Source organism: Bradyrhizobium sp. UFLA05-112 (genome assembly GCF_053572325.1).
Genome location: NZ_JBANBK010000027.1, coordinates 67,062 through 87,045 on the forward strand (window position 1 = coordinate 67,062; position 19,984 = coordinate 87,045).

Sequence of the window (19,984 nt, forward strand, 5' to 3'; positions counted from 1 at the left end):
CTCCGGGAGCGGATCAGGCGGTCTTACGGTGCGTATCATTTCAGCCGGAACAGGTTTCGATCGGCGTTCGCCGGCTCCATTGACGCCAATTCAGCCGACCGGCCACCGGAGCCGGCTCGGCTGGATGGCCGGAGTCGCATCCGTCATCATTCTGGCGGTACCGGCACCTTCCTACGCCCAGTCGGTCGGGCAAAACGGCGGCAACGGCGGTAACGCACCGAACCGGAGCACCCCGGGTGGCGGCGGGGCTGCGGGTCTTGCCGGCGACGGGACTTCAACGGGCGGCGGCGGTGGCAGCGGAGGGACCGGCGGGAACGGCAATGGCGGCAGCGGCGGCGGGTCCGACAACGGCGGCGGCGGTGGCAGCGCCTCCTCTCAAGGAGCGGGCGGCGGCGGCGGCGGCGCTGGCGGCGCCGGCACCACGGTCAGTGCCACCGGCACGACGACGATCAGCGTCGGAGCAACAGGCGGCACCGGCGGCAGCGGCGGCTCGGGCATGATCAACTTTTCCTTTCCGTCGTCCATTGGCGGCGGCGGTGGCGGCGGCGGCGGCGGCAGCGGAATCGTTGTGAACGGCGCCAACACCGGTGTCGCCCTCACCGTGAATGGTGGTGTCACCGTACAGGGCGGTGATGGCGGCGTCGGCGGTATCGGAGTCACCGGCGGCAGCTATACCGGCGCTGCCGGCGCCGGGGGCAACGGCGGCAACGGCATCACGGTGACCAACGCCAACGGGGCCGCAATCACCAACAACGGCACGATTTCGGCGGGGGGCGGCGGGCTGGGCGGCGACGCCGCCGGTTATTCCAACGTCGGAGCGAACGGGGCCACGGGCTATGGCATCGTCGGACAAAACCTGACGATCATCAATGCGGGAGCCATTTCCGGCAGTACCGCGATCTACTTTACGGGCGGCACTAACAGCCTTGAGCTGCGGGCCGGCTCCAGCATCAGCGGCAACGTCATCGGCAACGGCACCAGCGCGCTGGTGCTCGGCGGCACCACCGACAGTTCGTTCGATCTGTCGCAACTTGGCTCGCAGTATCAGAATTTCACGCAGTTCAACAAATCAGGATCCAGCACCTGGACCCTGTCGAACACCTCGAGTGCCACCACCCAGGCTTGGACGGTGACGTCGGGAACGCTGAACCTGACGGGCGCGACCGCAACCGCCACCACGATCAACAATTCCGGCACCATCGGAGTCGACGGCACCAGCACGCTGACGGCCACGACTGGCATCACCAACAACGGTGTCATCACGGTGGCGCAGGGCGGTACCGTCAATGACGATCTCGACAATGCCGGCACCGTCACCAACAGCGGCGCCTACAACGCCAGGGTCAATACCAACACCGGCACCATCACTAACACTTCCACGGGAGTGTGGACCGGCGACATCGCCAGCAACGGCGCTGGCGGCGCCATTCACAACAATAATGGCGGCGTCTGGATCGGAAATGCGATCAACGACAGCGGCTTGCTGAGCAACGCCGGCACCTGGACCGGCACGATTTTGAATGCCGGCACCTTCGTCAACCAGAGTACTGGCACGGTATCGGGCCTGTTCACCAACACCGCTGGCACGGCGTCCAACGCCGGTCAGCTCAACGGCGGCGCCACGGTGACTGGTGGCTCGGTCGTCAACAACAACCTGATTGCCGGTACCGTCGACATCTCCGGCACCGGCATCGTCGACAATAACGCGACCATCACCGGCGTAGTGAATAATGCAGCGACGTTCAACAACAACGCCGGCGGCACGGTATCCGGCCTGCTCACCAACAACGCTGGCACGACGACCAACTATGGGCTGCTCAACGGCGGCGCCACGGTGACCGGCGGCTCGGTCGTCAACAACAATCTGATTGCCGGTACCGTCGACATCTCCGGCACCGGCACCGTCGACAACAACGCGATCATCACTGGCGTAGTGAATAATGCAGCGACGTTCAACAACAACGCCGGCGGCACGGTATCCGGCCTGCTGACCAACACTGCGGGCACGACGACCAACGCCGGCCAGCTCAACGGCGGCGCCACGGTGACCGGCGGCTCGGTCGTCAACAACAACCTGATTGCCGGTACCATCGACATCTCTGGCGCCGGCACCGTCGACAATAACGCGACCATCACTGGCGTAGTGAATAATGCGGCGACGTTCAACAACAACGCCGGCGGCACGGTATTCGGCCTGCTGACCAACACTGCGGGCACGACGACCAACGCCGGCCAGCTCAACGGCGGCGCGACAGTGACCGGCGGCTCGGTCGTCAACAACAATCTGATTGCCGGAACGGTGGCGATTTCCGGCACCGGCACCGTCGACAACAACGCGACCATCACCAGCGTGGTCAATGCGGCGACGTTCAACAACAACGCCGGCGGCACGGTATCCGGCTTGCTCGCCAACACCGCTGGCACGACGACCAATGCTGGCCAGCTCAACGCTGGCGTGATCGTGAGCGGCGGCGTACTCACCAACAACAACCTGATTGCCGGTACCGTCGACATCTCCGGCACCGGCACGGTCGACAACAGCGCGACCATCACCGGCGTGGTCAACAATGCCGCGACATTCAGCAACAATACGAACGGCACGGTATCCGGCCTGGTCACCAACACCGCGGGCACGACGACCAATGCCGGCCAGCTCAACGGCGGCGCGACAGTGACCGCCGGCACACTCACCAACAACAATCTGATTGCCGGAACGGTGGCGATTTCCGGCACCGGCACCGTCAACAACAACGCGACCATCACCGGCGTGCTGAACAACGCCGCGACCTTCAACAACAATGCCAGCGGCACGGTATCCGGCCTGCTTACCAATACCGCCGGCGCGACCACCAATGCCGGCCAGCTCAACGGCGGCGCCACCGTGACCGGCGGCACGCTGACGACGTCAGGCACCATCAGGGGCGGTCTCACCAATAGTGCGACCGTCAACGCCAATGGCGGTGCCATCAATGGCGCGATCATCAACCTCGCCGGCGGCACATTCAATGTCGGCGGTACGGTGACCAGCGATTCGACGCTCGCCAATGCCAACGGCGCGACGTTTGCGATCGGCGCCACCGGCAGCTACACGTTGCAGGGATTGCTGACCAATAGCGGCGTCATCACCGTCGCCAATGGTGGGCAATTGATCGCGACCATCGGCGGCATCACCAACAGCGTCGGCGGATCGATCACGGTCGCCGCCGGTGGCAGCGTGACCGACGATCTCAACAATGCGGGCGTCGTGAGCAACAACGGCACCTATGCCGCCAACGTCGCCACCAATACCGGCGGCATCACCAACAATTCGATTTGGACCGGCAACGTCGTCTCCAACACCGGGACCATCACCAACAATCTGACCTGGACCGGCACGGTCAACAATGCCGGCACCTTCAACAACAGTGCCGGCGCAACGGTGTCGGGCCTCCTGACCAACAGCGGCACGACCAACAATGCGGGAACGCTGAGCGGAGGCCTCACCAATACCGCCGGGGTCACCAACAACACCGGCATGATCGATGGCCTGGTCACGATCACGGGTGGCGCGCTGACCGGCAGCGGCACCGTGGCCAACCTCTCGGTCGCCAGCGGTGGCACCTTCGCGCCCGGCACCGGTGTGGCGGGCACCTCGACCACGGTGAGCGGAAGCCTTGCGCTCGCTTCCGGGGCGATCTATCTGGTGCAGATCAATCCATCGACGGCCTCGTTCGCTAACGTGTCGGGCACGGCGGCGCTCGGCAATGCCAGCGTGAATGCGGTTTATGCCAATGGCAGCTATGTCGCGAAGCAGTACACCATCCTGACCGCCGCGGGCGGCGTCAGCGGCACGTTCAATTCGGTCGCGAATACCAACCTGCCGGCGAACTTCCACGCAACGCTGAGCTACGATTCGACCCATGCCTATCTCAATCTGCTGCTGAACTTCGCCATCCCGACTGGCCTCAACGGCAATGCGCAGAACGTCGGCACCGCGCTCACCAACTACTTCAACAGCACCGGCGGCATTCCGATGGTGTACAGCGCTCTGTCCGCAGGGGGCCTGACGCAAGCGTCCGGTCAATCCGCTACGGGCTCACAGCAGGCCACCTTCAACGCGATGACCCAGTTCATAGGCGTGATGACCGATCCCTTCATGGGCGAACGTGGCGATCCGGTTTCGTCCTCGAACGGCGCATCCCAATTCGCGGAAGACGCTTCCACGGTTTCAGGTAAGACCGGCGCGGAGCGCGAGGCCTACGCTGCCATCTATCAAAAGGCACCGGCGCCAGCCTTCGCGCAGCGCTGGAGCGTGTGGGCGGCAGGTTATGGCGGCGCGCAGGCCACCGATGGCAGCGTCACCGCCGGATCAAACACCGCCAGCAGCCGCATCTACGGTACCGCTGTTGGTGCCGACTATCGCATCTCGCCGTATACGCTTGCCGGTTTTGCGCTGGTCGGCGGCGGCACCAATTTTGTCGTCAATGGATTGGGCAGCGGACGTTCCGAGCTGTTCCAGGCCGGCGCCTATTTGCGCCACTCCGTCGGTGCGGCCTACGTCACCGCAGCGTTGGCCTATGGCTGGCAGGACATCACCACCGACCGTACCGTGACCGTGGCCGGCATCGATCGCCTGCATGCGGAGTTCAACGCCAACGCATTCTCGGGCCGTCTCGAAGGCGGCTATCGCGTCGTCGCGCCGTGGATGGGCGGCATCGGCCTGACGCCCTATGCCGCCGCACAGTTCACGACCTTCGGTCTGCCCGCCTATGCGGAAGGCATTCTCTCCGGCGCCAATACCTTTGCGCTCGCCTATGGCGCGAGGGATGTCACCGACAGCCGCAGCGAGCTCGGTTTGCGCGGCGACAAATCATTTGCGATCGGCGATGCGATCCTGACGCTGCGCGGTCGGGCCGCGTGGGCGCATGATTTCAATCCCGACCGCGCCGTCTCCGCGACCTTCCAGGCATTGCCCGGCGCAAGCTTCGTCGTGAATGGCGCGGCGCAAGCGTCCGACTCGGCGCTGACCACGGCGTCCGCCGAACTGAAGTGGACCAACGGCTGGTCAGCCGCTGCGACCTTCGAAGGCGAGTTCTCCAACGTCACCCGAAGCTACGCCGGAAAAGGAATAGTGCGATATACATGGTAGCGGGTGGTCGAATTGCATCGCCGACCTGCGCATGAATAGCTCATGGGGCGCATAACGAGATTATACTGCAATCTCAATAATATATGAGTTCGTAATTTTGTTTTGGCCGGCGCGCCATTCTACGCCAGAGCACGCTGCAGCAGCCCAGCGGCGCCGATCGCGCCGTTGTCCAGGCAGCCCTGCAACCATCAGCCGGCGGTGCTGTGATCGGACGATCCGAGTACTGAGGTGCCTACAAAAATTCGCGTCCATTCGCTCGGAGTGACCCCAAGCACGCGCCGGAAGATCGTCGTCATGTGAGCGTGGCTTGAGAATCCGCAAGCTGCTGCAACCGCCGCGAGGCTTGGGCGGGTGCCGCGGCGTGAGGCCGCCTCGATCAACGAACGCGCTCGTGCAATCCTCCGCTCCACCAACGCGGCGTGCAGCGTCATGCCAGTCGCAGCCCGGAACGTGCGGGCGAGATAGCATTCCGAGAGGCCGGTATCGCTTGCAAGGTCCGCGAGGCGGATTTCTTCCGTGAGTCGAGCCTCAAAATGATCGAGAATTCGCTTCAGGCGTCGAGAAGTCAAACGACATTCGGCGGACCCTCTCTGAGTACCGGGATTGAGCACCGCTGAGACGCGTTCGGCAGCAACGGCTACAACGCTCTCCATCGCCAAAGATGGCGCTGCTGCACCAACCATCGTCATCCGCCGCAGGCTAGTCGCTAACGGGGTGAATCGGGGATCGGCCGCATTGGTGAACTGCCTTAGCCGGCAGGTCTCAATCCCTGATGCAAATCGAGCAAATACCTTCGGGGCAAAGCTTAGTACCAAGTACTCCCCGCCCTTGTCCGAGGCCGAAAAGACGTCGCAGCCTGCTGGCGTGAAGGCGAGCCGCCAAGGCTCCGCATCAAAGGGGCGCCGCCGCGCACCACCGAAGGCGTCGACGCCTCGCTGCCTCTCGAACGTGAACCCAATCACGTGACGATCGGACACGTAACTCACCTCGTAGGGCGACGCCGGCAGCACCGTCACCGCAAAGCCCGGGCCCTCACAGTGCAGGGTTGAGCGATGCAGAGCAGCCACCGTGCTTGGTTTCTGTTCCGACATTAGAACTTGCCGTAGCTCGAAGCGCTCACCGCCGCAACGACTGAAAGATTACTTTGCGACCCACACGCCATTACAGGTCAAGCACGTGAAAGCGGACCGAAATCAACCGAGCTAACATTCTTACAGGTTTCCTCGGAGGTTTTCGATGGCTGTGTCCGACCCGCTCTTTGCTCTCGGTGAATTGGAAGCCGCGGCTCAACTCGTGCATCGTACGCTACCGCCCACCCCGCAATACGCTTGGCCGCTTCTCGCCAAGCGGACCGGTTGCGAGGTGTGGGTAAAGCACGAGAATCACACGCCGACTTCCGCTTTCAAGGTACGCGGCGGCATCGTCTACATGGACAATCTGAAGCGCTCATCGACAAAAGTGACAGGGGTCATTTCGGCCACGCGCGGCAATCATGGTCAATCTATCGCATTCTCAGCCTCTCGGGCAGGCATTTCGGCGACAATCTACTTGCCGCGGGGCAACTCAACAGACCAGAATGCCGCCATGCGCGCCTTTGGTGCCACCGTCGTCGAATTCGGCAGAGATTTTGACGAGGCGCTTGCAGAATGCAATCGGGTCGCGTGCGAGCAGAGCCTGCATTTTATCACACCGTTCAATCGAGATCAGGTCAAGGGGGTCGCAACGTACGCGCTCGAACTGTTTCGCGCCGTCGCTGACCTTGACACGGTCTATGTCCCGATTGGGATGGGCTCCGGTATCTGTGGGCTGATCACAGCTCGCGACTTGCTCGGCCTCAAGACTGAAATCGTCGGCGTCGTAGCGCGCAGCGCCCCGGCAATGGCCCTGTCGTTCGCGGCCGGGAAGCCGGTTTCGACGGGCTCGGCGCTAACCTTCGCCGACGGCGTGGCAACACGCGACCCGCGTCAGGAGGCGGTGGCCATCATCAAGCAGGGCGCAGCCCGAATCTTGCAGCTTGGCGAGGACGACATCGCCGATGCGGCACGTTCCTATTTCCAGGATACGCACAACGTTGCCGAAGGCGCGGGCGCCGCCCCGCTTGCCGGGCTCATGCAGGAGCGCGCCCGCATGGCCGGAAAGAAGGTCGCCGTGATTTTGTCCGGCGGCAATATCGATGCGTCGGTCTACCGGCGGATCTTAGCCGGTGAGACGCCAAAGGTCGGCTGAATGCGCCAGCATTGGCCTCCGCGGCAAGCCCGGCGGACACAGCGGGAAATCGTAAGCCGTCGCAGTGTTGGCGGTTGTAGCGCTCGGCCGGTCGCTGCTTCATAGCGCGACGGCGAAGCAATAGTGCGCATCTTCATCGGCCGTGGCGCGCCATTTACGCCAGAGCACGCTACAGCTGACGATAAGCGCCGATCCTGCGCGGGCCTTTCCGCCTCTACGCCGCCGACCTTCGCCCGCGCATTCGCGGTGGTGCGATCAGGGCTTCCGCAGGAATGTCCCACTCGCGATGCAGTTTCCAGGCCATTCGCATCGTGAGAGGACGCTTCCTGGTCAGAACGTCGGATGCGCGCTGGCGCGAGCCGAGCAGGCGGCCAAGATCGGCCTGGGTATAGCCGCTCGTCTCCATGCGGTAACGAATCGCGTCGATCGTGTCGGGTGGTTCGATCGGCCAGCGCTTGCGCTCGTAGTCCTCGATGATAAGTGCGAGGAGATCGAATCGGTCTGCTTCGGGCGTACCCGGCTTGGGTTCGTTTTCGAAGTACCGTTCGATCTCGCTGAGCGCCGCGTCATAGTCGGCTTCGGAGCGAATCGGACGGATCAATTTTTTCGCCATGATACGGTCTCCGGATCGATGCGGTCGTATTCTGAATGAGTGCCGATGAACTTCACGAGCACGCGGCCGAAGGCATATGACACGTGAACGATCAGCCGATATTTGTTCCCGCCGAGATCGAAGATGACTCGGTCGTCGCCCACGAAATCGACGGTGCTGCCGAACCGCCGCCTTATTTCGGCGGGGTCGGCCCAGTGCGCCTTGGCGGCAATCGCGAACCACGCCCGAATTGGGCCTTCGGCATGTGGGTGACGCGCCCAAAATTCTCTCAGAGTGCGAAGGGCGATCACCTGCATGGGTGAATCTGTATCATGTCACCAATTTGGTGACAACCCCGACCTGCCATGATAATGGCCTACCTTGCTCCGAAATCGTTGAACCGAGACGAGCTTTGATCGTGCGGCCGGCGGAGGCAGCGAGCCATAGCGGGTACATCATAGCGCCACAGCGAAGCAGTAGTGCCCATCTTCATCGGCCGTGGCGCGCCATTTCCCGCCAGAGCACTCAACAGCATCCTCTGCCTAGCCGTTGGTACGCTAGAGTTCGCTTGAGGCAGGCCCAATTGCTCGTTTGACACCTGTGCAAATCTGGCTATAATCTGGCCAGAATGCCATTCGAGATCGTCCTCGCTCCCGAAGCTGTCGAAGACCTCAAGGCGCTGACGGCGAGTGTTCGGACGATCGTTCGGGCCGCGCTCGAAACACATCTGAGGCACGAGCCCGAAAAAACGAGCCGCAGCCGCATCAAGCGATTGCGAGGATTGCTCCGTCCACAGTTTCGATTGCGGGTAGACGAAGTTCGGGTGTTCTACGACGTGTCCCGCACGAGCGTAGAGGTCTTGGCGATAGTGCCCAAATCGGAGGCCGAGTCATGGCTCACACAATTCGGAAATCCGGAGTGAAGGAAGTTCCTTTATCCGAGATCAAGGACGACCTGTCTCGCTTTCTTCGAGAAGCTGAAACGCAGGAGATCGTCATCACGCGCCATGGTAAGCCGGCCGGCGTACTGATCGGCTTCGAATCAGAGGAGGACTGGTTCGAGTACCGCCTCGAACACGACCCGCGCTTCCTGCGTCGTATCGAGCAGGCGCGAAACAGCCTGCGCGCCGGACGCGGGACCAGGCTCGAGGACATTGAAAGCGAGTAGTGACACGCGCATATCCCGTCGCAGTGCGCGCGCAAAGATAGGCAAGGTGTCGGATACGATGGCGTGGACTCGCGCACGGCATCGTAGTGCTACGGCGAACAATAGTGCCCAACTTCATCGGCCATAGCGCGCCACTTACAATTCTACGCCAGAGCTCGCTGGCGCCTGCAGAGGTGCGCTGGCGTTCTCTACGATGCTGCAGCTCTATTCGGTGCTCTCGTCGGGGACAGATGGGACGTGGAGCCGAAGGTCCATTCCGTCGTGGACGATGCGGACGATTTCGATCGTGCTGTTCGGGGCGTCCCGATAGGTCCAGGAAATGACGTCCGCGACGGCCAGGCCGGGCAACATAAAGCGTGCGAAGGCCTGCCATGATCTCGTCCCGGGCCCTGGAGCCCCGAACATTGGGACCGTTGGCAAGCGCTTGAACAAGGGCGTCCCTATAGACGCGAACTTGTCGCGCGCCAGAATTCTCGGTGGTCCACTTGAGGATGTTGGCAAAGTCGACTTCCGCGGCAGGGCCGAGACGAACGCGCCATCTCTGCTGGGTCATGACGGCTCTATTCGGCAGTTCGGGAGATGACCTTCTCCGAGAGGCTCCTCGATATTTCCGAATTCCTTGAAATCCCCCGGTCCAACGCCGCGACGCCGGCGCGGGCCGCTGCCCGCAGAGCTTTCAGCTTGCTTGTATCCTCCGCCTCGCGTTGTTCCACCAGCCCCAACCCATCGCGCAGCACTTCGCTGGCGTTCTGGTAGCGGCTAGACTTGACGGGGCCTCAAGGAGTTCCTCCTGACGCTCAGTCAGCACGACATTTCTGGTGGGCAACGGCATCCCCCCGGGATATTCGAAAGCGAGGCCCGTATGGCATATTATGCATACGCATCGCCTCAACCCGAATGTTGGCGCGTACCCTTGGCAACCGCTGAAGCGTTCATCGCGGTGGGATTGCCAACAAGCGATCGGGTTCGGCCTTGGCGCTGAATGCGAGCGTGACTGGCGAGCAGCTGTTTCGTGTCGCGCTGCTGCCGATGCTGCTCGCGCCGATCGCAGTCGCGCTGTTGGCGCGCATGATCTTCAAGCCCACCATGGGCCGTCTAACCAGTTCCTTGTCCCGCGGGCGCTCTGAAAATTATGGTGCAATTTCAATGACGAGTTCGCGATTTTATTCTCACCAAGGCCGCTAACTGGAGTGTCGAGCTGTTTGGCTGAGGCGCAAGTTCAGGCTCGCTCTCAGGCATCTTGCCCAAACTTTCTTTCTCTGCGCCAGGCTACGAACGCGGTCAGGCGCTCGTTGTGCCGATCGTGCTGTTGCTCTTTCTAATGATCCCCATCTGAGGGCGGCGTTCGATTTGTCCTCAGTCATTGGGGGACGACGTGCCAATCCATTCTCTTCGGCCGGAGGCAATCTCGCGTGGGGTGCGAATGCTGCGCACCGCACTTGGTCCCGCCATCGCACGCTTTCTGGAAGATCCGTCGATCGTTGAAGTGATGCTCAACCCCGATGGCCGGTTGTGGATCGACCGGCTATCTCACGGTCTGATGGAGAGCGGCGAAACACTGTCCGCTTCCGACGGAGAACGCATCGTCCGGTTGGTTGCCCATCACGTGGGGCAGGAAGTTCACGCCGGGGCGCCGCGCGTCTCCGCCGAATTGCCCGAAACCGGTGAACGGTTCGAGGGCCTGTTGCCGCCGGTTGTCACCGCCCCCGCATTCGCGATCCGCAAGCCAGCGGTGGCCGTGTTCTCGCTCGGTGACTACGTTGCCGCTGGGATTATCACATCGGATCAGGCCGACGCGCTACGCACGGCCGTCACCAGTCGCGAGAATATATTGGTTGCCGGCGGCACCTCGACCGGCAAGACGACGCTGACAAATGCGCTGCTCGCAGAAGTCGCCAAGACCGCCGATCGCGTCGTACTCATCGAAGATACGCGAGAGCTTCAATGCAAGGCACCGAACCTGGTGGCCCTGCGTACACGGGATGGTGTGATCTCGCTCTCCGATCTCGTCCGCTCGTCGCTACGGCTGCGGCCCGATCGCATTCCGATCGGCGAAGTCCGCGGAGCGGAGGCCCTCGACCTGCTGAAGGCCTGGGGCACCGGCCACCCCGGTGGAATCGGCACGATTCATGCCGGCACCGCGCTCGGCGCTTTGCGTCGCCTTGAGCAGCTCATCCAGGAAGCCGTCGTCACAGTCCCGCGCGCCCTCATTGCAGAGACCATCAACGTCATCGCCGTGCTCGTCGGCCGTGGTGCCGATCGCAGGCTTGCAGAACTGGCCCGTGTGACCGGGCTCGGACCCTCCGGCGACTACAGCCTTTCACCAATGGGAGATCAGCCATGAGTTATCGTTCGTTTCTCGGAAGGATCATCCTTTCGATGGGGGCATTCACCGGGTATTGCCTGATGGCCGTCCCAGCGTGGGCCGCGGGCTCCAACATGCCGTGGGAGCAACCCCTCAATCAGATCCTGCAATCGGTCGAGGGCCCCGTCGCCAAGATCATCGCCGTCATCATCATTATCGTGACGGGCCTGTCGCTGGCATTCGGCGACACATCGGGCGGTTTCCGACGGCTGGTCCAGATCGTCTTCGGCCTGTCAATTGCCTTTGCCGCCTCAAGCTTCTTCCTTTCCTTCTTCTCCTTCGGCGGCGGCGTGGTGATCTGATGGATGGGCAGGTCACAGGATTTGTCGCGCCCGTGCACCGGGCCCTGACCGAGCCGATTCTGATGGGCGGCGCACCGCGATCGGTTGCCATCCTCAACAGCACCCTGGCCGCAGCACTTGGGCTCGGCCTGCGCCTTTGGCTGGCAGGTCTTCTCCTCCTGTTTGTCGGCCACGTGGTCGCCGTATGGGCCACCAAGCGCGATCCCGCCTTCGTCGAGGTCGTGCGCCGGCACGTCCGCATTCCCGGTCATCTCAGCCTGTGAGTCCTCCCATGATGAATCTTGCCGAATACAGACGTTCAACGACGCGCTTGGCGGACTTTCTTCCCTGGGCGGCACTCGTCGATGAGGGAATCGTTCTGAACAAGGACGGTTCGTTTCAGCGGACCGCAAAATTTCGGGGACCGGATCTCGACAGCGCTGTGCCGGCCGAACTCGTCGCAGTCGCCGGTCGTCTGAACAACGCGCTCCGCCGCCTTGGGTCTGGATGGGCGGTCTTTGTCGAGGCACAGCGGCATTCCGCGGGTGCCTATCCCCTAAGCACGTTTCCCGACGTCGCCTCTGCCCTGGTCGACGCGGAGCGGCGAGCCCAGTTCGAGGAAGCGGGCGCCCATTATGACTCGAGCTACTACCTGACGTTCCTCTACCTGCCGCCCGAGGAAGGCGCCGCGATGGCAGAGCGGCTCCTCTATGAGAATAGCAGCCGCACCGTCGGCGCTGACGCGCGAGAGGTCCTGAGCGGGTTTGTCGACCGGACCAACCGCGTCCTCCAGCTCATTGAAGGATTCATGCCGGAGTGTGGCTGGCTCGATGATGAGGCAACGCTGACCTACCTGCACTCCACTGTTTCGACCAAGCGGCATCGTGTGCGCGTGCCAGAGATCCCCATGTATCTCGATGCGTTGCTGGCCGATCAACCCCTGACCGGCGGCCTTGAGCCGACGTTGGGCGAAGCTCACGTGCGCGTTCTGACCGTCGTGGGATTCCCGACCGCGACCACACCGGGGATCCTCGACGACCTCAACCGTCTCGCCTTCGCGTATCGTTGGTCGACCCGGGCGATCATGCTCGACAAGACGGATGCGACAAAACTCCTCACCAAAATTCGTCGCCAATGGTTCGCCAAGCGGAAGTCGATTGGCGCGATTCTCAAGGAGGTGATGACCAACGAGGCTTCCGCGCTTCTCGACACAGATGCGCATAATAAGGCGATCGATGCTGACGCCGCGCTCCAGGAACTGGGAACGGACCAGATCGGTGAGGCCTTTGTCACCGCGACGGTCACCGTCTGGGACAGGGATGCCCGCGCCGCCGACGAAAAGCTGCGCCTCGTCGAGAAGGTGATCCAGGGGCGTGATTTCACCTGCATGATTGAGACGGTGAATGCGGTCGAGGCATGGCTCGGCAGCTTGCCGGGGCACGTCTATGCCAACGTCCGTCAGCCCCCGGTCTCGACCCTGAACCTTGCGCATATGATTCCGCTCTCAGCTGTATGGGCGGGGGAGGCGAGGGACCATCACTTCAAAGCGCCGGCTCTGTTCTTCGGCAAGACGGAGGGATCGACCCCGTTTCGATTCTCTCTCCACGTCGGCGATGTCGGGCACACCCTGGTCGTCGGCCCGACGGGCGCCGGCAAGTCGGTACTACTGGCGCTGATGGCGCTGCAGTTTCAGCGCTATCCGAGTTCCCAGATCTTCGCTTTCGATTTCGGTGGATCGATCCGGGCGGCCGCCATCGCCATGGGTGGCGACTGGCATGATCTTGGCGGCTCCGTTGCCGGAGAGGTCTCCCAGTTTGTCTCCCTCCAGCCGCTCGCGAGAATTGACGACGTCGCTGAGCGCGGCTGGGCTGCCGAATGGATCACCTCGATCCTGACCCGCGAACGGATCGAGGTCACACCCGAGGTCAAGGACCATGTCTGGTCGGCCCTGACGTCGCTGGCTTCAGCGCCGCTTCCGGAACGAACCCTCACAGGTCTTTCCGTCCTTTTGCAGTCGAATCCCTTGAAGCGGGCGCTCCAACCCTATTGCCTGGGCGGTCCCTATGACCGGTTGCTCGATGCCGAAAGTGAGCGATTGGGCGAGTCCTCGGTTCAGGTCTTCGAAACCGACGGATTGATCGGTACGGGAGTAGCGCCCGCCGTTCTGTCATACCTGTTTCATCGGATCGAGGATCGTTTCGACGGCCGGCCGACCCTGCTCATCATCGATGAGGGCTGGCTTGCACTCGATGACGCTGACTTTGCCGGCAAACTTCGCGAGTGGCTGAAGACACTGCGCAAGAAGAATGTTTCCGTCATTTTCGCCACTCAATCGCTGGCCGACATCGACGGCTCGGCCATCGCACCTGCCATCATCGAGAGTTGTCCGACCCGGATCCTGCTCCCCAACGATCGCGCCATCGAACCACAGATCACGGCGATCTATCGCCGCTTTGGGCTGAACGACCGTCAGATCGAGATTCTCGCCCGTGCGATACCGAAGCGGGACTACTACTGCCAGTCGCGTCGCGGCAACCGTCTGTTTGAACTTGGCCTTGGTGAGGTCGCCTTGGCGTTTGCGGCCGCCTCCTCGAAAGCCGACCAGGCGCTGATCGAGAAGGTGCTGGTCGAAGAGAGCGGCGAGAATTTTGTCTCTGGCTGGCTTAGAGCCCGAGACGTCGGATGGGCCTGCGATCTCATTCCACATCTCACCAACCTGGAGGCCTCCTCATGAGTCTCCTTTGTCGTGTCGTGGCGGCGGGCGCCATCGCTGTCGTTCTTGCCGGAAGCCCCAAGCCGACGTCGGCGCAATGGATCGTGTTCGATCCCAACAACTACGCGCAGAACGTGCTGACTGCCGCGCGTAGCCTGCAGCAGATCAACAACCAGATCACGTCACTGCAAAATCAGGCGCAGATGCTGATCAACCAGGCAAAGAATCTGGCGACACTGCCGTTCTCCTCCCTGCTGCAGCTCGAGCAGTCGATCCTGCGGACGCAGCAATTGCTCGGGCAGGCTCAGCGCATTGCCTACGATATCCAGCAAATCGATCGGGCGTTCTCGACGACCTATGCGCCGACGTCGTCAAGTTCGTCGGACCAGGCCCTGGTGGCCAATGCACAGGCACGCTGGCAGAACGCGGTCGCGGGCTTGCAGGACGCGATGCGGGTGCAGGCCACCGTCGTCGGCAATCTCGACACCAACCGAACCCAGATGTCGGCGCTCGTGACAGCGAGCCAAGGTGCGACCGGCGCACTGCAGGCAAATCAGGCAGGTAACCAACTCCTCGGATTGCAGGCCCAGCAACTCGCCGATCTCACCGCCGTCGTTGCCGCACAGGGACGAGCTCAGAGCTTGGAGTCTGCGCAGCGCACCGTCGCACAGGATCAGGGGAGAGAGCAGCTCCGCCGCTTCCTTAACTCAGGCCAAAGCTATCAGCCCACAACCGTGCAGATGTTTCACCGATGATGACAGATAGGTTCAAGCGCATTCCGATCGGCGTAGCCGTGCTGCTCCTCGCCGTGGCGGTCGGTGCCTGCGCAATCCAGTTGCGCGGCGGCGCGGATCAGACCGCGGCTGCTGCATCGGCTACCCAAGAAATCGATCCTCTCGCCTCCAAGCTCGCGCAGTGCCGTACCGTCAACTACGAGCAGAAAGACCAGTTGCTCGAATGCCGCAAGGTGTGGGCCGAGAAACGGCGCCAATTTCTGAGCCAGAGGGAGGGTAATGCACGTCAAGGGGTTGATGGAGCGTCAGCTAATGGCCCGATTCCACCATCACCGAAGGATGAAAGCCGTTTGCCGTCTGGCTACCCCTCCATGCCGACATCCGGAGGGAATGAGCGATGAACAGCACCGGTGTCATCGACCAGTTCCTGGAAACCTTCACTCGCTACATCGATTCCGGATTTGGGCTGCTCGGCGGTGAGGTTGCCTATCTCGCGACCACGCTCGCGGCGATCGACATCGCACTGGCTGGGCTGTTCTGGTCCTGGGGCGGCGATGAGGACATCGTCGCTCGTCTCGTCAAGAAGACCCTGTTCGTCGGCGTCTTTGCTTATCTTATCGGCAACTGGAACAGCCTCGCGCGGATCGTGTTCGAAAGCTTTGCGGGCCTGGGCCTAAAGGCCTCCGGCACGAGCCTGTCGTCAGCGGAATTCTTGCGTCCCGGCCGGATTGCGCAGGTGGGTCTCGACGCTGGGAGGCCGATCCTGGAGTCCATTTCCAGCCTGATGGGCTACGTCAGCTTCTTCGAGAATTTCGTCCAGATCGCCGTTCTGTTGTTCGCCTGGATCGTGGTGCTGCTCGCTTTTTTCATCCTGGCGATCCAGCTCTTCGTCACCCTGATCGAGTTCAAGCTGACGACGCTCGCAGGCTTTGTGCTGATTCCCTTCGGTCTGTTTGGGAAGACGGCATTCGCCGCGGAGCGGGTGCTTGGCAACGTGATCTCTTTCGGCGTCAAGGTTTTGGTGCTGGCCGTGATCGTCGGCATCGGCTCGACGCTTTTTGCACAGTTCACAGCGGGATTTGGCGGCAACCAGCCGACCATTGAGAGTGCGATGGCGCTGGTGTTGGGAGCGCTCTCATTGCTTGGTCTCGGCATCTTCGGACCCGGCATCGCCAACGGGATCGTTTCTGGTGGACCACAGCTCGGCGCCGGTAGTGCGGTCGGCACTGGCCTAGCGGCCGGTGGCGTGGTTGCGGCTGGAGCCGCGCTCGCAGCCGGTGGCGCCGCGTTGGCCGGAAGTGCCGTTGGTGGAAGCCGCGCCATTGCGGGCGCTGCCTCGAGCGCGCTCCGAGCAGGCGGTCTGTCCGGCGCCAAGGGCGCAACTCCGTCGGCTACTGCTAGCCCGCTACGCTCTGCTGCCATTCATTCCGGCGGACCGAGCGGCAGCGCGGGTGGTGGCGATTCCGGGTCGTCCGAGAGAGCACCCGCGTGGGTTCGCCGCATGAAACGGACGCAAACTATCAGTCATGGAGCCTCAAGCGCCACGCGGGCGGTACGCGCTGGCGACCACGGCGGAGGTGGTGCGTCTGTCGATCTCTCACAGGGCGGGAGCTAGTGCCTGCGCTCAACCACCTGCCGTTCCCAATCATCTCCTGAGGTAAAGTATGTTCAAACGATCAGCCGTCCACTATGGCCGCACGCCTGCTCCGGTCACCCCCTATCAACGCGCAGCTCAGGTCTGGGATGACCGCATCGGCTCGGCACGAGTCCAGGCTAGAAACTGGCGTCTGATGGCATTCGGCTCTCTGTTCCTATCCGCCGGCTTCGCCACTGCGCTTGCTTGGGAATCAGCACGGGGCACCATCACCCCCTGGGTGGTCGAAGTGGATCATCTCGGCGAAGTGAGAGCCGTCGCACCCGCAGATGCTTCCTTCCAACCCAGCGATCCCCAGATCGCCTTTCATCTATCTCGGTTTATCGAACATGTTCGCGGCCTTCCCATGGACGCGATCGTGCTGCGCGAAGATTGGCTCCGCGCCTACGACTTCACGACGGACCGCGGCGCTGCAGCCCTCAATGACTACGCGCGCAACAACGACCCCTTCGCCAAGGTCGGGAAGAGCCAGGTGGCCGTCGAGGTTTCCAGCGTCATCAGGGCCTCACCCGATAGCTTCCGTTTAGCCTGGATCGAACGACGTTACGAGAATGGCCAGATGGCCGCTACGGAGCGGTGGAGCGCAATTCTCACGATCGTCTTGGAGCCGCCTCGCGACGTCGATCGCCTGCGTAAGAATCCACTCGGCATCTATGTCAACGCCATCAACTGGTCGAAGGAGCTCGGATGAGCATGCCCTCCATTTCTCATACCTCGGGAAAATTGCCACGGAGCTTGGCGTCGGCCCTTTTGATTTCGGTCGCGGCGCTCGGCGGATGCACCACCTTCAAACCTCCGCAGATCAGCTACGACAGCGATCTCCCGCCGCTCCCCGATCCGCCGGCGGTGAGCGACGACCGGCCGCGACCGCTACACGTGCCGCCCTCCTGGACCCCGGCACATGGCGGCAAGCAGAAAGAAGCCAAGGAGCCGATCGAAAGGATCGAGAGCGCCAACGACGCGGCTCGTGTTCAGCCCCGCAAGGCGGCGTATTTCAACGCAGTGCAGGTGTTTCCCTATAGCCCGGGCGCCCTCTACCAGATCTATGCCGCACCCGGACAGATTACCGACATAGCGCTCGAGCCGGGCGAACAATTGATCGGTTCGGGACCTGTCGCTGCCGGCGATACCGTGCGATGGGTCGTCGGCGACACCGAAAGTGGTAGCGGGGATACCCGGCGCGTCCACATCATGGTCAAGCCGACTCGGCCGGAAGTCTCGACCAATCTCGTCGTCAACACCGATCGGCGCACCTATCTGCTTGAGCTGCGCGCCCGAGAAAAGCCGTACATGCCTTCTGTGACCTGGTTCTATCCCGAAGATCGCACGCGTGGCCGGGGCGTGCCGTCGACGCCACTCATCCCCGACCCAACCCAGCGCCGCTATCGCTACGCCATCGAGGGCGACAACCCGCCCTGGCGTCCGATCAACGCCTACGACGACGGACGCAAGGTTTACATCGAGTTCGCACCAGGCATCGGGCAGGGTGAGATGCCACCCCTTTTCGTCATCGCGCAGGACGGGAAGACCGAGCTTGTCAATTATCGTGCTTTCGGAAGCCTGCTGATTGTCGATCGGCTGTTCGCAGCCGCTGAATTGAGGCTAGGAGGTGAGAACCAGCAGAAGGTGCGGATCGTCAGAGGCGATGGGAGGCCATTATGAGCGGCACAAGTGGCGGTCCTACGAACCAGAATAATGTTCCGTCGCAGGCGCAGGACGACGCTTCGAAAGCGTTCCAGTTGCACCCAGAGCGGCCACGCGTAACGCGGCTCTCGCGTAGGGTGTTGATCGCAGGCTCCGCACTACTCCTCGTCGCGATCTCGGGAGCCATGTTTTTGGCGCTGCAATCCAGCAAGAAGCACGCTCCCGCTTCGGAGGAGCTGTATTCGACCGATCATCATAATGTCGCTGACCAGCTTGCCGGCCTGCCGAAGGACTACACCGGCATCCCGAAGGTGCCGCCGCTCGGACCGCCTTTGCCCGGCGATTTGGGTCGACCGATCGTTGCCGCGCAGGCGCAGACTGGTCCATTGGCGGTTGATGCCGAGCAACAGCGCGTGAATCAAGAAAGTGAAGCGGCGCGCACGAGCAAGCTGTTCGCCCCCACGAATGTCCGGCCGTTTTCCGCAACAACAGCGTCGAATGATGCTCCTGCGAGTGGGACGACATCGTCCGACGAAGCGTTCGCACAGAATGGCCAGGACCGAAAGCTTACCTTCGTGAATGCGGCGATCGATCGACGCACCACGAGCCCTGATCGTCTGGTCAAACCCGCATCGCCTTTTGTCGTCCAAGCAGGGACAGTCATTCCTGGTGCGCTGCTGACGGGGATTCGCTCCGATCTCCCTGGTCAAATCACGGCGCAGGTGACCGAAGCGGTATATGATAGTCCTACCGGGCGAACTCGGCTCATTCCGCAGGGGGCACGGCTAATAGGTACTTACGATAGCCAGATCGCATTTGGGCAGTCGCGCCTCCTTCTGGTCTGGACTAGGTTGATCATGCCGAACGGCCGGTCGATTGTGCTGGAACGGCAGCCGGGAGCCGACGCTGCGGGGTATTCTGGCCTTGAGGATCAAGTCGACAATCACTGGAAGGAATTGTTGGGCGCGGCTGCGCTCTCAACCCTGCTAGCGGTTGGGACCGAAGTGAATTCGGGAAGCGACGTCAACAACTATACTAACAGCGCACTCATCCAGGCATTGCGGCGCGGGGCAGGAGACTCCGTCAACCAGGCCGGTCAACAGCTTGTTCGGCGCAATCTTAACATCCAACCGACGCTGACGATCCGGCCGGGATTTCCGGTGAGGGTTATCGTCAACCGGGACCTCGTGCTTGAACCGTATAGGGGATAGTAGCATGGCGAAACTCAAAATCGGCGCTCTCGTTGAAAACAGGTCTGTCAAGGTTACGCATGAGCTGCCGGCAAGTGTTCATCGGGACCTTGTCGCCTACGCTGAGGCGTTGAGCCGAGAAAGCGGACAATCGATCAGCGATCCAGCGAAGCTGATCGCTCCAATGCTGACGCGTTTCATGGCGACAGACCGGGCTTTTGCAAGGCTTCGTCGCACTAATCAGCTTGCCAAGCAACGTGAGGGATAACGCTCGCTCGATCTACGGTCTG

The 19,984-nt window shown here is 62.2% G+C and carries 20 protein-coding genes; 16 read left to right on the forward strand and 4 right to left on the reverse strand.

Annotated features, from left to right (window positions below):
• Positions 1-124: 124 nt before the first annotated feature.
• Positions 125-5,128 carry a beta strand repeat-containing protein gene (locus SO180_RS17860; protein ID WP_449380145.1) on the forward strand — a complete coding sequence of 1,668 codons (5,004 nt, stop codon included), beginning with the start codon at positions 125-127 and terminating at the stop codon, positions 5,126-5,128.
• A gap of 188 nt (positions 5,129-5,316) precedes the next feature.
• On the opposite strand, the gene SO180_RS17865 is transcribed toward SO180_RS17860, so the two are convergent.
• Positions 5,317-6,219: a helix-turn-helix domain-containing protein gene (locus SO180_RS17865; RefSeq protein ID WP_449380146.1), complete on the reverse strand. Its 903-nt coding sequence runs from the start codon at positions 6,217-6,219 to the stop codon at positions 5,317-5,319.
• Between the two features lie 145 nt (positions 6,220-6,364).
• On the opposite strand from SO180_RS17865, the gene SO180_RS17870 reads away from it, so the two are divergent.
• Positions 6,365-7,354, forward strand: coding sequence for a threonine dehydratase (locus tag SO180_RS17870; protein ID WP_449380147.1), 990 nt, complete (start codon positions 6,365-6,367; stop codon positions 7,352-7,354).
• Between the two features lie 214 nt (positions 7,355-7,568).
• Here SO180_RS17870 and SO180_RS17875 read toward each other — a convergent pair whose 3' ends face one another.
• A complete protein-coding gene (locus SO180_RS17875; RefSeq protein WP_449380148.1) occupies positions 7,569-7,967 on the reverse strand; it encodes a helix-turn-helix domain-containing protein in 399 nt (132 codons plus the stop codon).
• Positions 7,952-8,263 carry a type II toxin-antitoxin system HigB family toxin gene (locus tag SO180_RS17880; RefSeq protein ID WP_449380149.1) on the reverse strand — a complete coding sequence of 104 codons (312 nt, stop codon included), beginning with the start codon at positions 8,261-8,263 and terminating at the stop codon, positions 7,952-7,954. Before SO180_RS17880 ends, SO180_RS17875 begins: the two co-directional genes overlap by 16 nt.
• Positions 8,264-8,574: 311 nt before the next feature.
• On the opposite strand from SO180_RS17880, the gene SO180_RS17885 reads away from it, so the two are divergent.
• Together SO180_RS17885 and SO180_RS17890 are read left to right on the forward strand one after the other, a co-directional pair.
• The gene (locus SO180_RS17885) at positions 8,575-8,868 is read left to right on the forward strand and encodes a type II toxin-antitoxin system RelE family toxin (RefSeq protein ID WP_449380150.1); all 294 of its coding nucleotides are present in this window, start codon (positions 8,575-8,577) and stop codon (positions 8,866-8,868) included.
• Positions 8,865-9,113, forward strand: a complete 249-nt coding sequence (locus SO180_RS17890) for a type II toxin-antitoxin system Phd/YefM family antitoxin (RefSeq protein WP_449380151.1) — start codon at positions 8,865-8,867, stop codon at positions 9,111-9,113. The genes SO180_RS17885 and SO180_RS17890 overlap by 4 nt, the downstream gene beginning before the upstream one ends.
• Before the next feature lie 560 nt (positions 9,114-9,673).
• On the opposite strand, the gene SO180_RS17895 is transcribed toward SO180_RS17890, so the two are convergent.
• Positions 9,674-9,850: a hypothetical protein gene (locus tag SO180_RS17895; protein ID WP_449380152.1), complete on the reverse strand. Its 177-nt coding sequence runs from the start codon at positions 9,848-9,850 to the stop codon at positions 9,674-9,676.
• A 235-nt stretch (positions 9,851-10,085) separates the two neighbouring features.
• Between SO180_RS17895 and SO180_RS17900 the strand changes: the two genes are divergently transcribed.
• The 12 genes from SO180_RS17900 to SO180_RS17955 all read left to right on the forward strand — a co-directional run bounded on the left by SO180_RS17900 (position 10,086) and on the right by SO180_RS17955 (position 19,962).
• The gene (locus tag SO180_RS17900; protein WP_449380153.1) at positions 10,086-10,298 is read left to right on the forward strand and encodes a hypothetical protein; all 213 of its coding nucleotides are present in this window, start codon (positions 10,086-10,088) and stop codon (positions 10,296-10,298) included.
• Positions 10,299-10,536: 238 nt separating this feature from the next.
• Positions 10,537-11,457, forward strand: a complete 921-nt coding sequence (gene trbB, locus SO180_RS17905) for a P-type conjugative transfer ATPase TrbB (protein WP_449380154.1) — start codon at positions 10,537-10,539, stop codon at positions 11,455-11,457.
• Positions 11,458-11,492: 35 nt separating this feature from the next.
• Entirely contained in the window at positions 11,493-11,780 is a 288-nt protein-coding gene (locus tag SO180_RS17910; protein WP_449380176.1) for a TrbC/VirB2 family type IV secretion system protein, read from the forward strand.
• Positions 11,780-12,043: a VirB3 family type IV secretion system protein gene (locus tag SO180_RS17915; RefSeq protein ID WP_449380155.1), complete on the forward strand. Its 264-nt coding sequence runs from the start codon at positions 11,780-11,782 to the stop codon at positions 12,041-12,043. Before SO180_RS17910 ends, SO180_RS17915 begins: the two co-directional genes overlap by 1 nt.
• Positions 12,044-12,051: 8 nt before the next feature.
• A complete protein-coding gene (gene trbE / locus SO180_RS17920; RefSeq protein WP_449380156.1) occupies positions 12,052-14,493 on the forward strand; it encodes a conjugal transfer protein TrbE in 2,442 nt (813 codons plus the stop codon).
• Positions 14,490-15,227: a P-type conjugative transfer protein TrbJ gene (gene trbJ, locus SO180_RS17925; RefSeq protein ID WP_449380177.1), complete on the forward strand. Its 738-nt coding sequence runs from the start codon at positions 14,490-14,492 to the stop codon at positions 15,225-15,227. Before trbE ends, trbJ begins: the two co-directional genes overlap by 4 nt.
• Complete coding sequence (trbK-alt, locus tag SO180_RS17930; RefSeq protein WP_449380157.1) at positions 15,224-15,607, forward strand: putative entry exclusion protein TrbK-alt; 384 nt, start codon at positions 15,224-15,226, stop codon at positions 15,605-15,607. Before trbJ ends, trbK-alt begins: the two co-directional genes overlap by 4 nt.
• On the forward strand, positions 15,604-16,821 hold the full coding sequence (gene trbL, locus SO180_RS17935) for a P-type conjugative transfer protein TrbL (RefSeq protein ID WP_449380158.1): 1,218 nt from the start codon (positions 15,604-15,606) through the stop codon (positions 16,819-16,821). Before trbK-alt ends, trbL begins: the two co-directional genes overlap by 4 nt.
• A gap of 49 nt (positions 16,822-16,870) precedes the next feature.
• The gene (trbF, locus tag SO180_RS17940; protein WP_449380159.1) at positions 16,871-17,551 is read left to right on the forward strand and encodes a conjugal transfer protein TrbF; all 681 of its coding nucleotides are present in this window, start codon (positions 16,871-16,873) and stop codon (positions 17,549-17,551) included.
• Complete coding sequence (gene trbG / locus SO180_RS17945; protein ID WP_449380160.1) at positions 17,548-18,522, forward strand: P-type conjugative transfer protein TrbG; 975 nt, start codon at positions 17,548-17,550, stop codon at positions 18,520-18,522. Before trbF ends, trbG begins: the two co-directional genes overlap by 4 nt.
• Complete coding sequence (locus SO180_RS17950; protein ID WP_449380161.1) at positions 18,519-19,715, forward strand: TraB/TrbI/VirB10 family type IV secretion system protein; 1,197 nt, start codon at positions 18,519-18,521, stop codon at positions 19,713-19,715. Before trbG ends, SO180_RS17950 begins: the two co-directional genes overlap by 4 nt.
• Positions 19,716-19,719: 4 nt before the next feature.
• Positions 19,720-19,962, forward strand: a complete 243-nt coding sequence (locus SO180_RS17955; RefSeq protein WP_449380162.1) for a DUF2274 domain-containing protein — start codon at positions 19,720-19,722, stop codon at positions 19,960-19,962.
• Positions 19,963-19,984: the final 22 nt, after the last annotated feature.

Coding starts and splice junctions, on each gene's coding strand:
- SO180_RS17860 (WP_449380145.1), top strand. CDS start 125: ATGGCCGGAGTCGCATCCGTCATCATTCTGGCGGTACCGGCACCTTCC.
- SO180_RS17865 (WP_449380146.1), bottom strand. CDS start 6,219: ATGTCGGAACAGAAACCAAGCACGGTGGCTGCTCTGCATCGCTCAACC.
- SO180_RS17870 (WP_449380147.1), top strand. CDS start 6,365: ATGGCTGTGTCCGACCCGCTCTTTGCTCTCGGTGAATTGGAAGCCGCG.
- SO180_RS17875 (WP_449380148.1), bottom strand. CDS start 7,967: ATGGCGAAAAAATTGATCCGTCCGATTCGCTCCGAAGCCGACTATGAC.
- SO180_RS17880 (WP_449380149.1), bottom strand. CDS start 8,263: ATGCAGGTGATCGCCCTTCGCACTCTGAGAGAATTTTGGGCGCGTCAC.
- SO180_RS17885 (WP_449380150.1), top strand. CDS start 8,575: ATGCCATTCGAGATCGTCCTCGCTCCCGAAGCTGTCGAAGACCTCAAG.
- trbB (WP_449380154.1), top strand. CDS start 10,537: ATGCTGCGCACCGCACTTGGTCCCGCCATCGCACGCTTTCTGGAAGAT.
- SO180_RS17910 (WP_449380176.1), top strand. CDS start 11,493: ATGGGGGCATTCACCGGGTATTGCCTGATGGCCGTCCCAGCGTGGGCC.
- SO180_RS17915 (WP_449380155.1), top strand. CDS start 11,780: ATGGATGGGCAGGTCACAGGATTTGTCGCGCCCGTGCACCGGGCCCTG.
- trbE (WP_449380156.1), top strand. CDS start 12,052: ATGATGAATCTTGCCGAATACAGACGTTCAACGACGCGCTTGGCGGAC.
- trbJ (WP_449380177.1), top strand. CDS start 14,490: ATGAGTCTCCTTTGTCGTGTCGTGGCGGCGGGCGCCATCGCTGTCGTT.
- trbK-alt (WP_449380157.1), top strand. CDS start 15,224: ATGATGACAGATAGGTTCAAGCGCATTCCGATCGGCGTAGCCGTGCTG.
- trbL (WP_449380158.1), top strand. CDS start 15,604: ATGAACAGCACCGGTGTCATCGACCAGTTCCTGGAAACCTTCACTCGC.
- trbF (WP_449380159.1), top strand. CDS start 16,871: ATGTTCAAACGATCAGCCGTCCACTATGGCCGCACGCCTGCTCCGGTC.
- trbG (WP_449380160.1), top strand. CDS start 17,548: ATGAGCATGCCCTCCATTTCTCATACCTCGGGAAAATTGCCACGGAGC.
- SO180_RS17950 (WP_449380161.1), top strand. CDS start 18,519: ATGAGCGGCACAAGTGGCGGTCCTACGAACCAGAATAATGTTCCGTCG.
- SO180_RS17955 (WP_449380162.1), top strand. CDS start 19,720: ATGGCGAAACTCAAAATCGGCGCTCTCGTTGAAAACAGGTCTGTCAAG.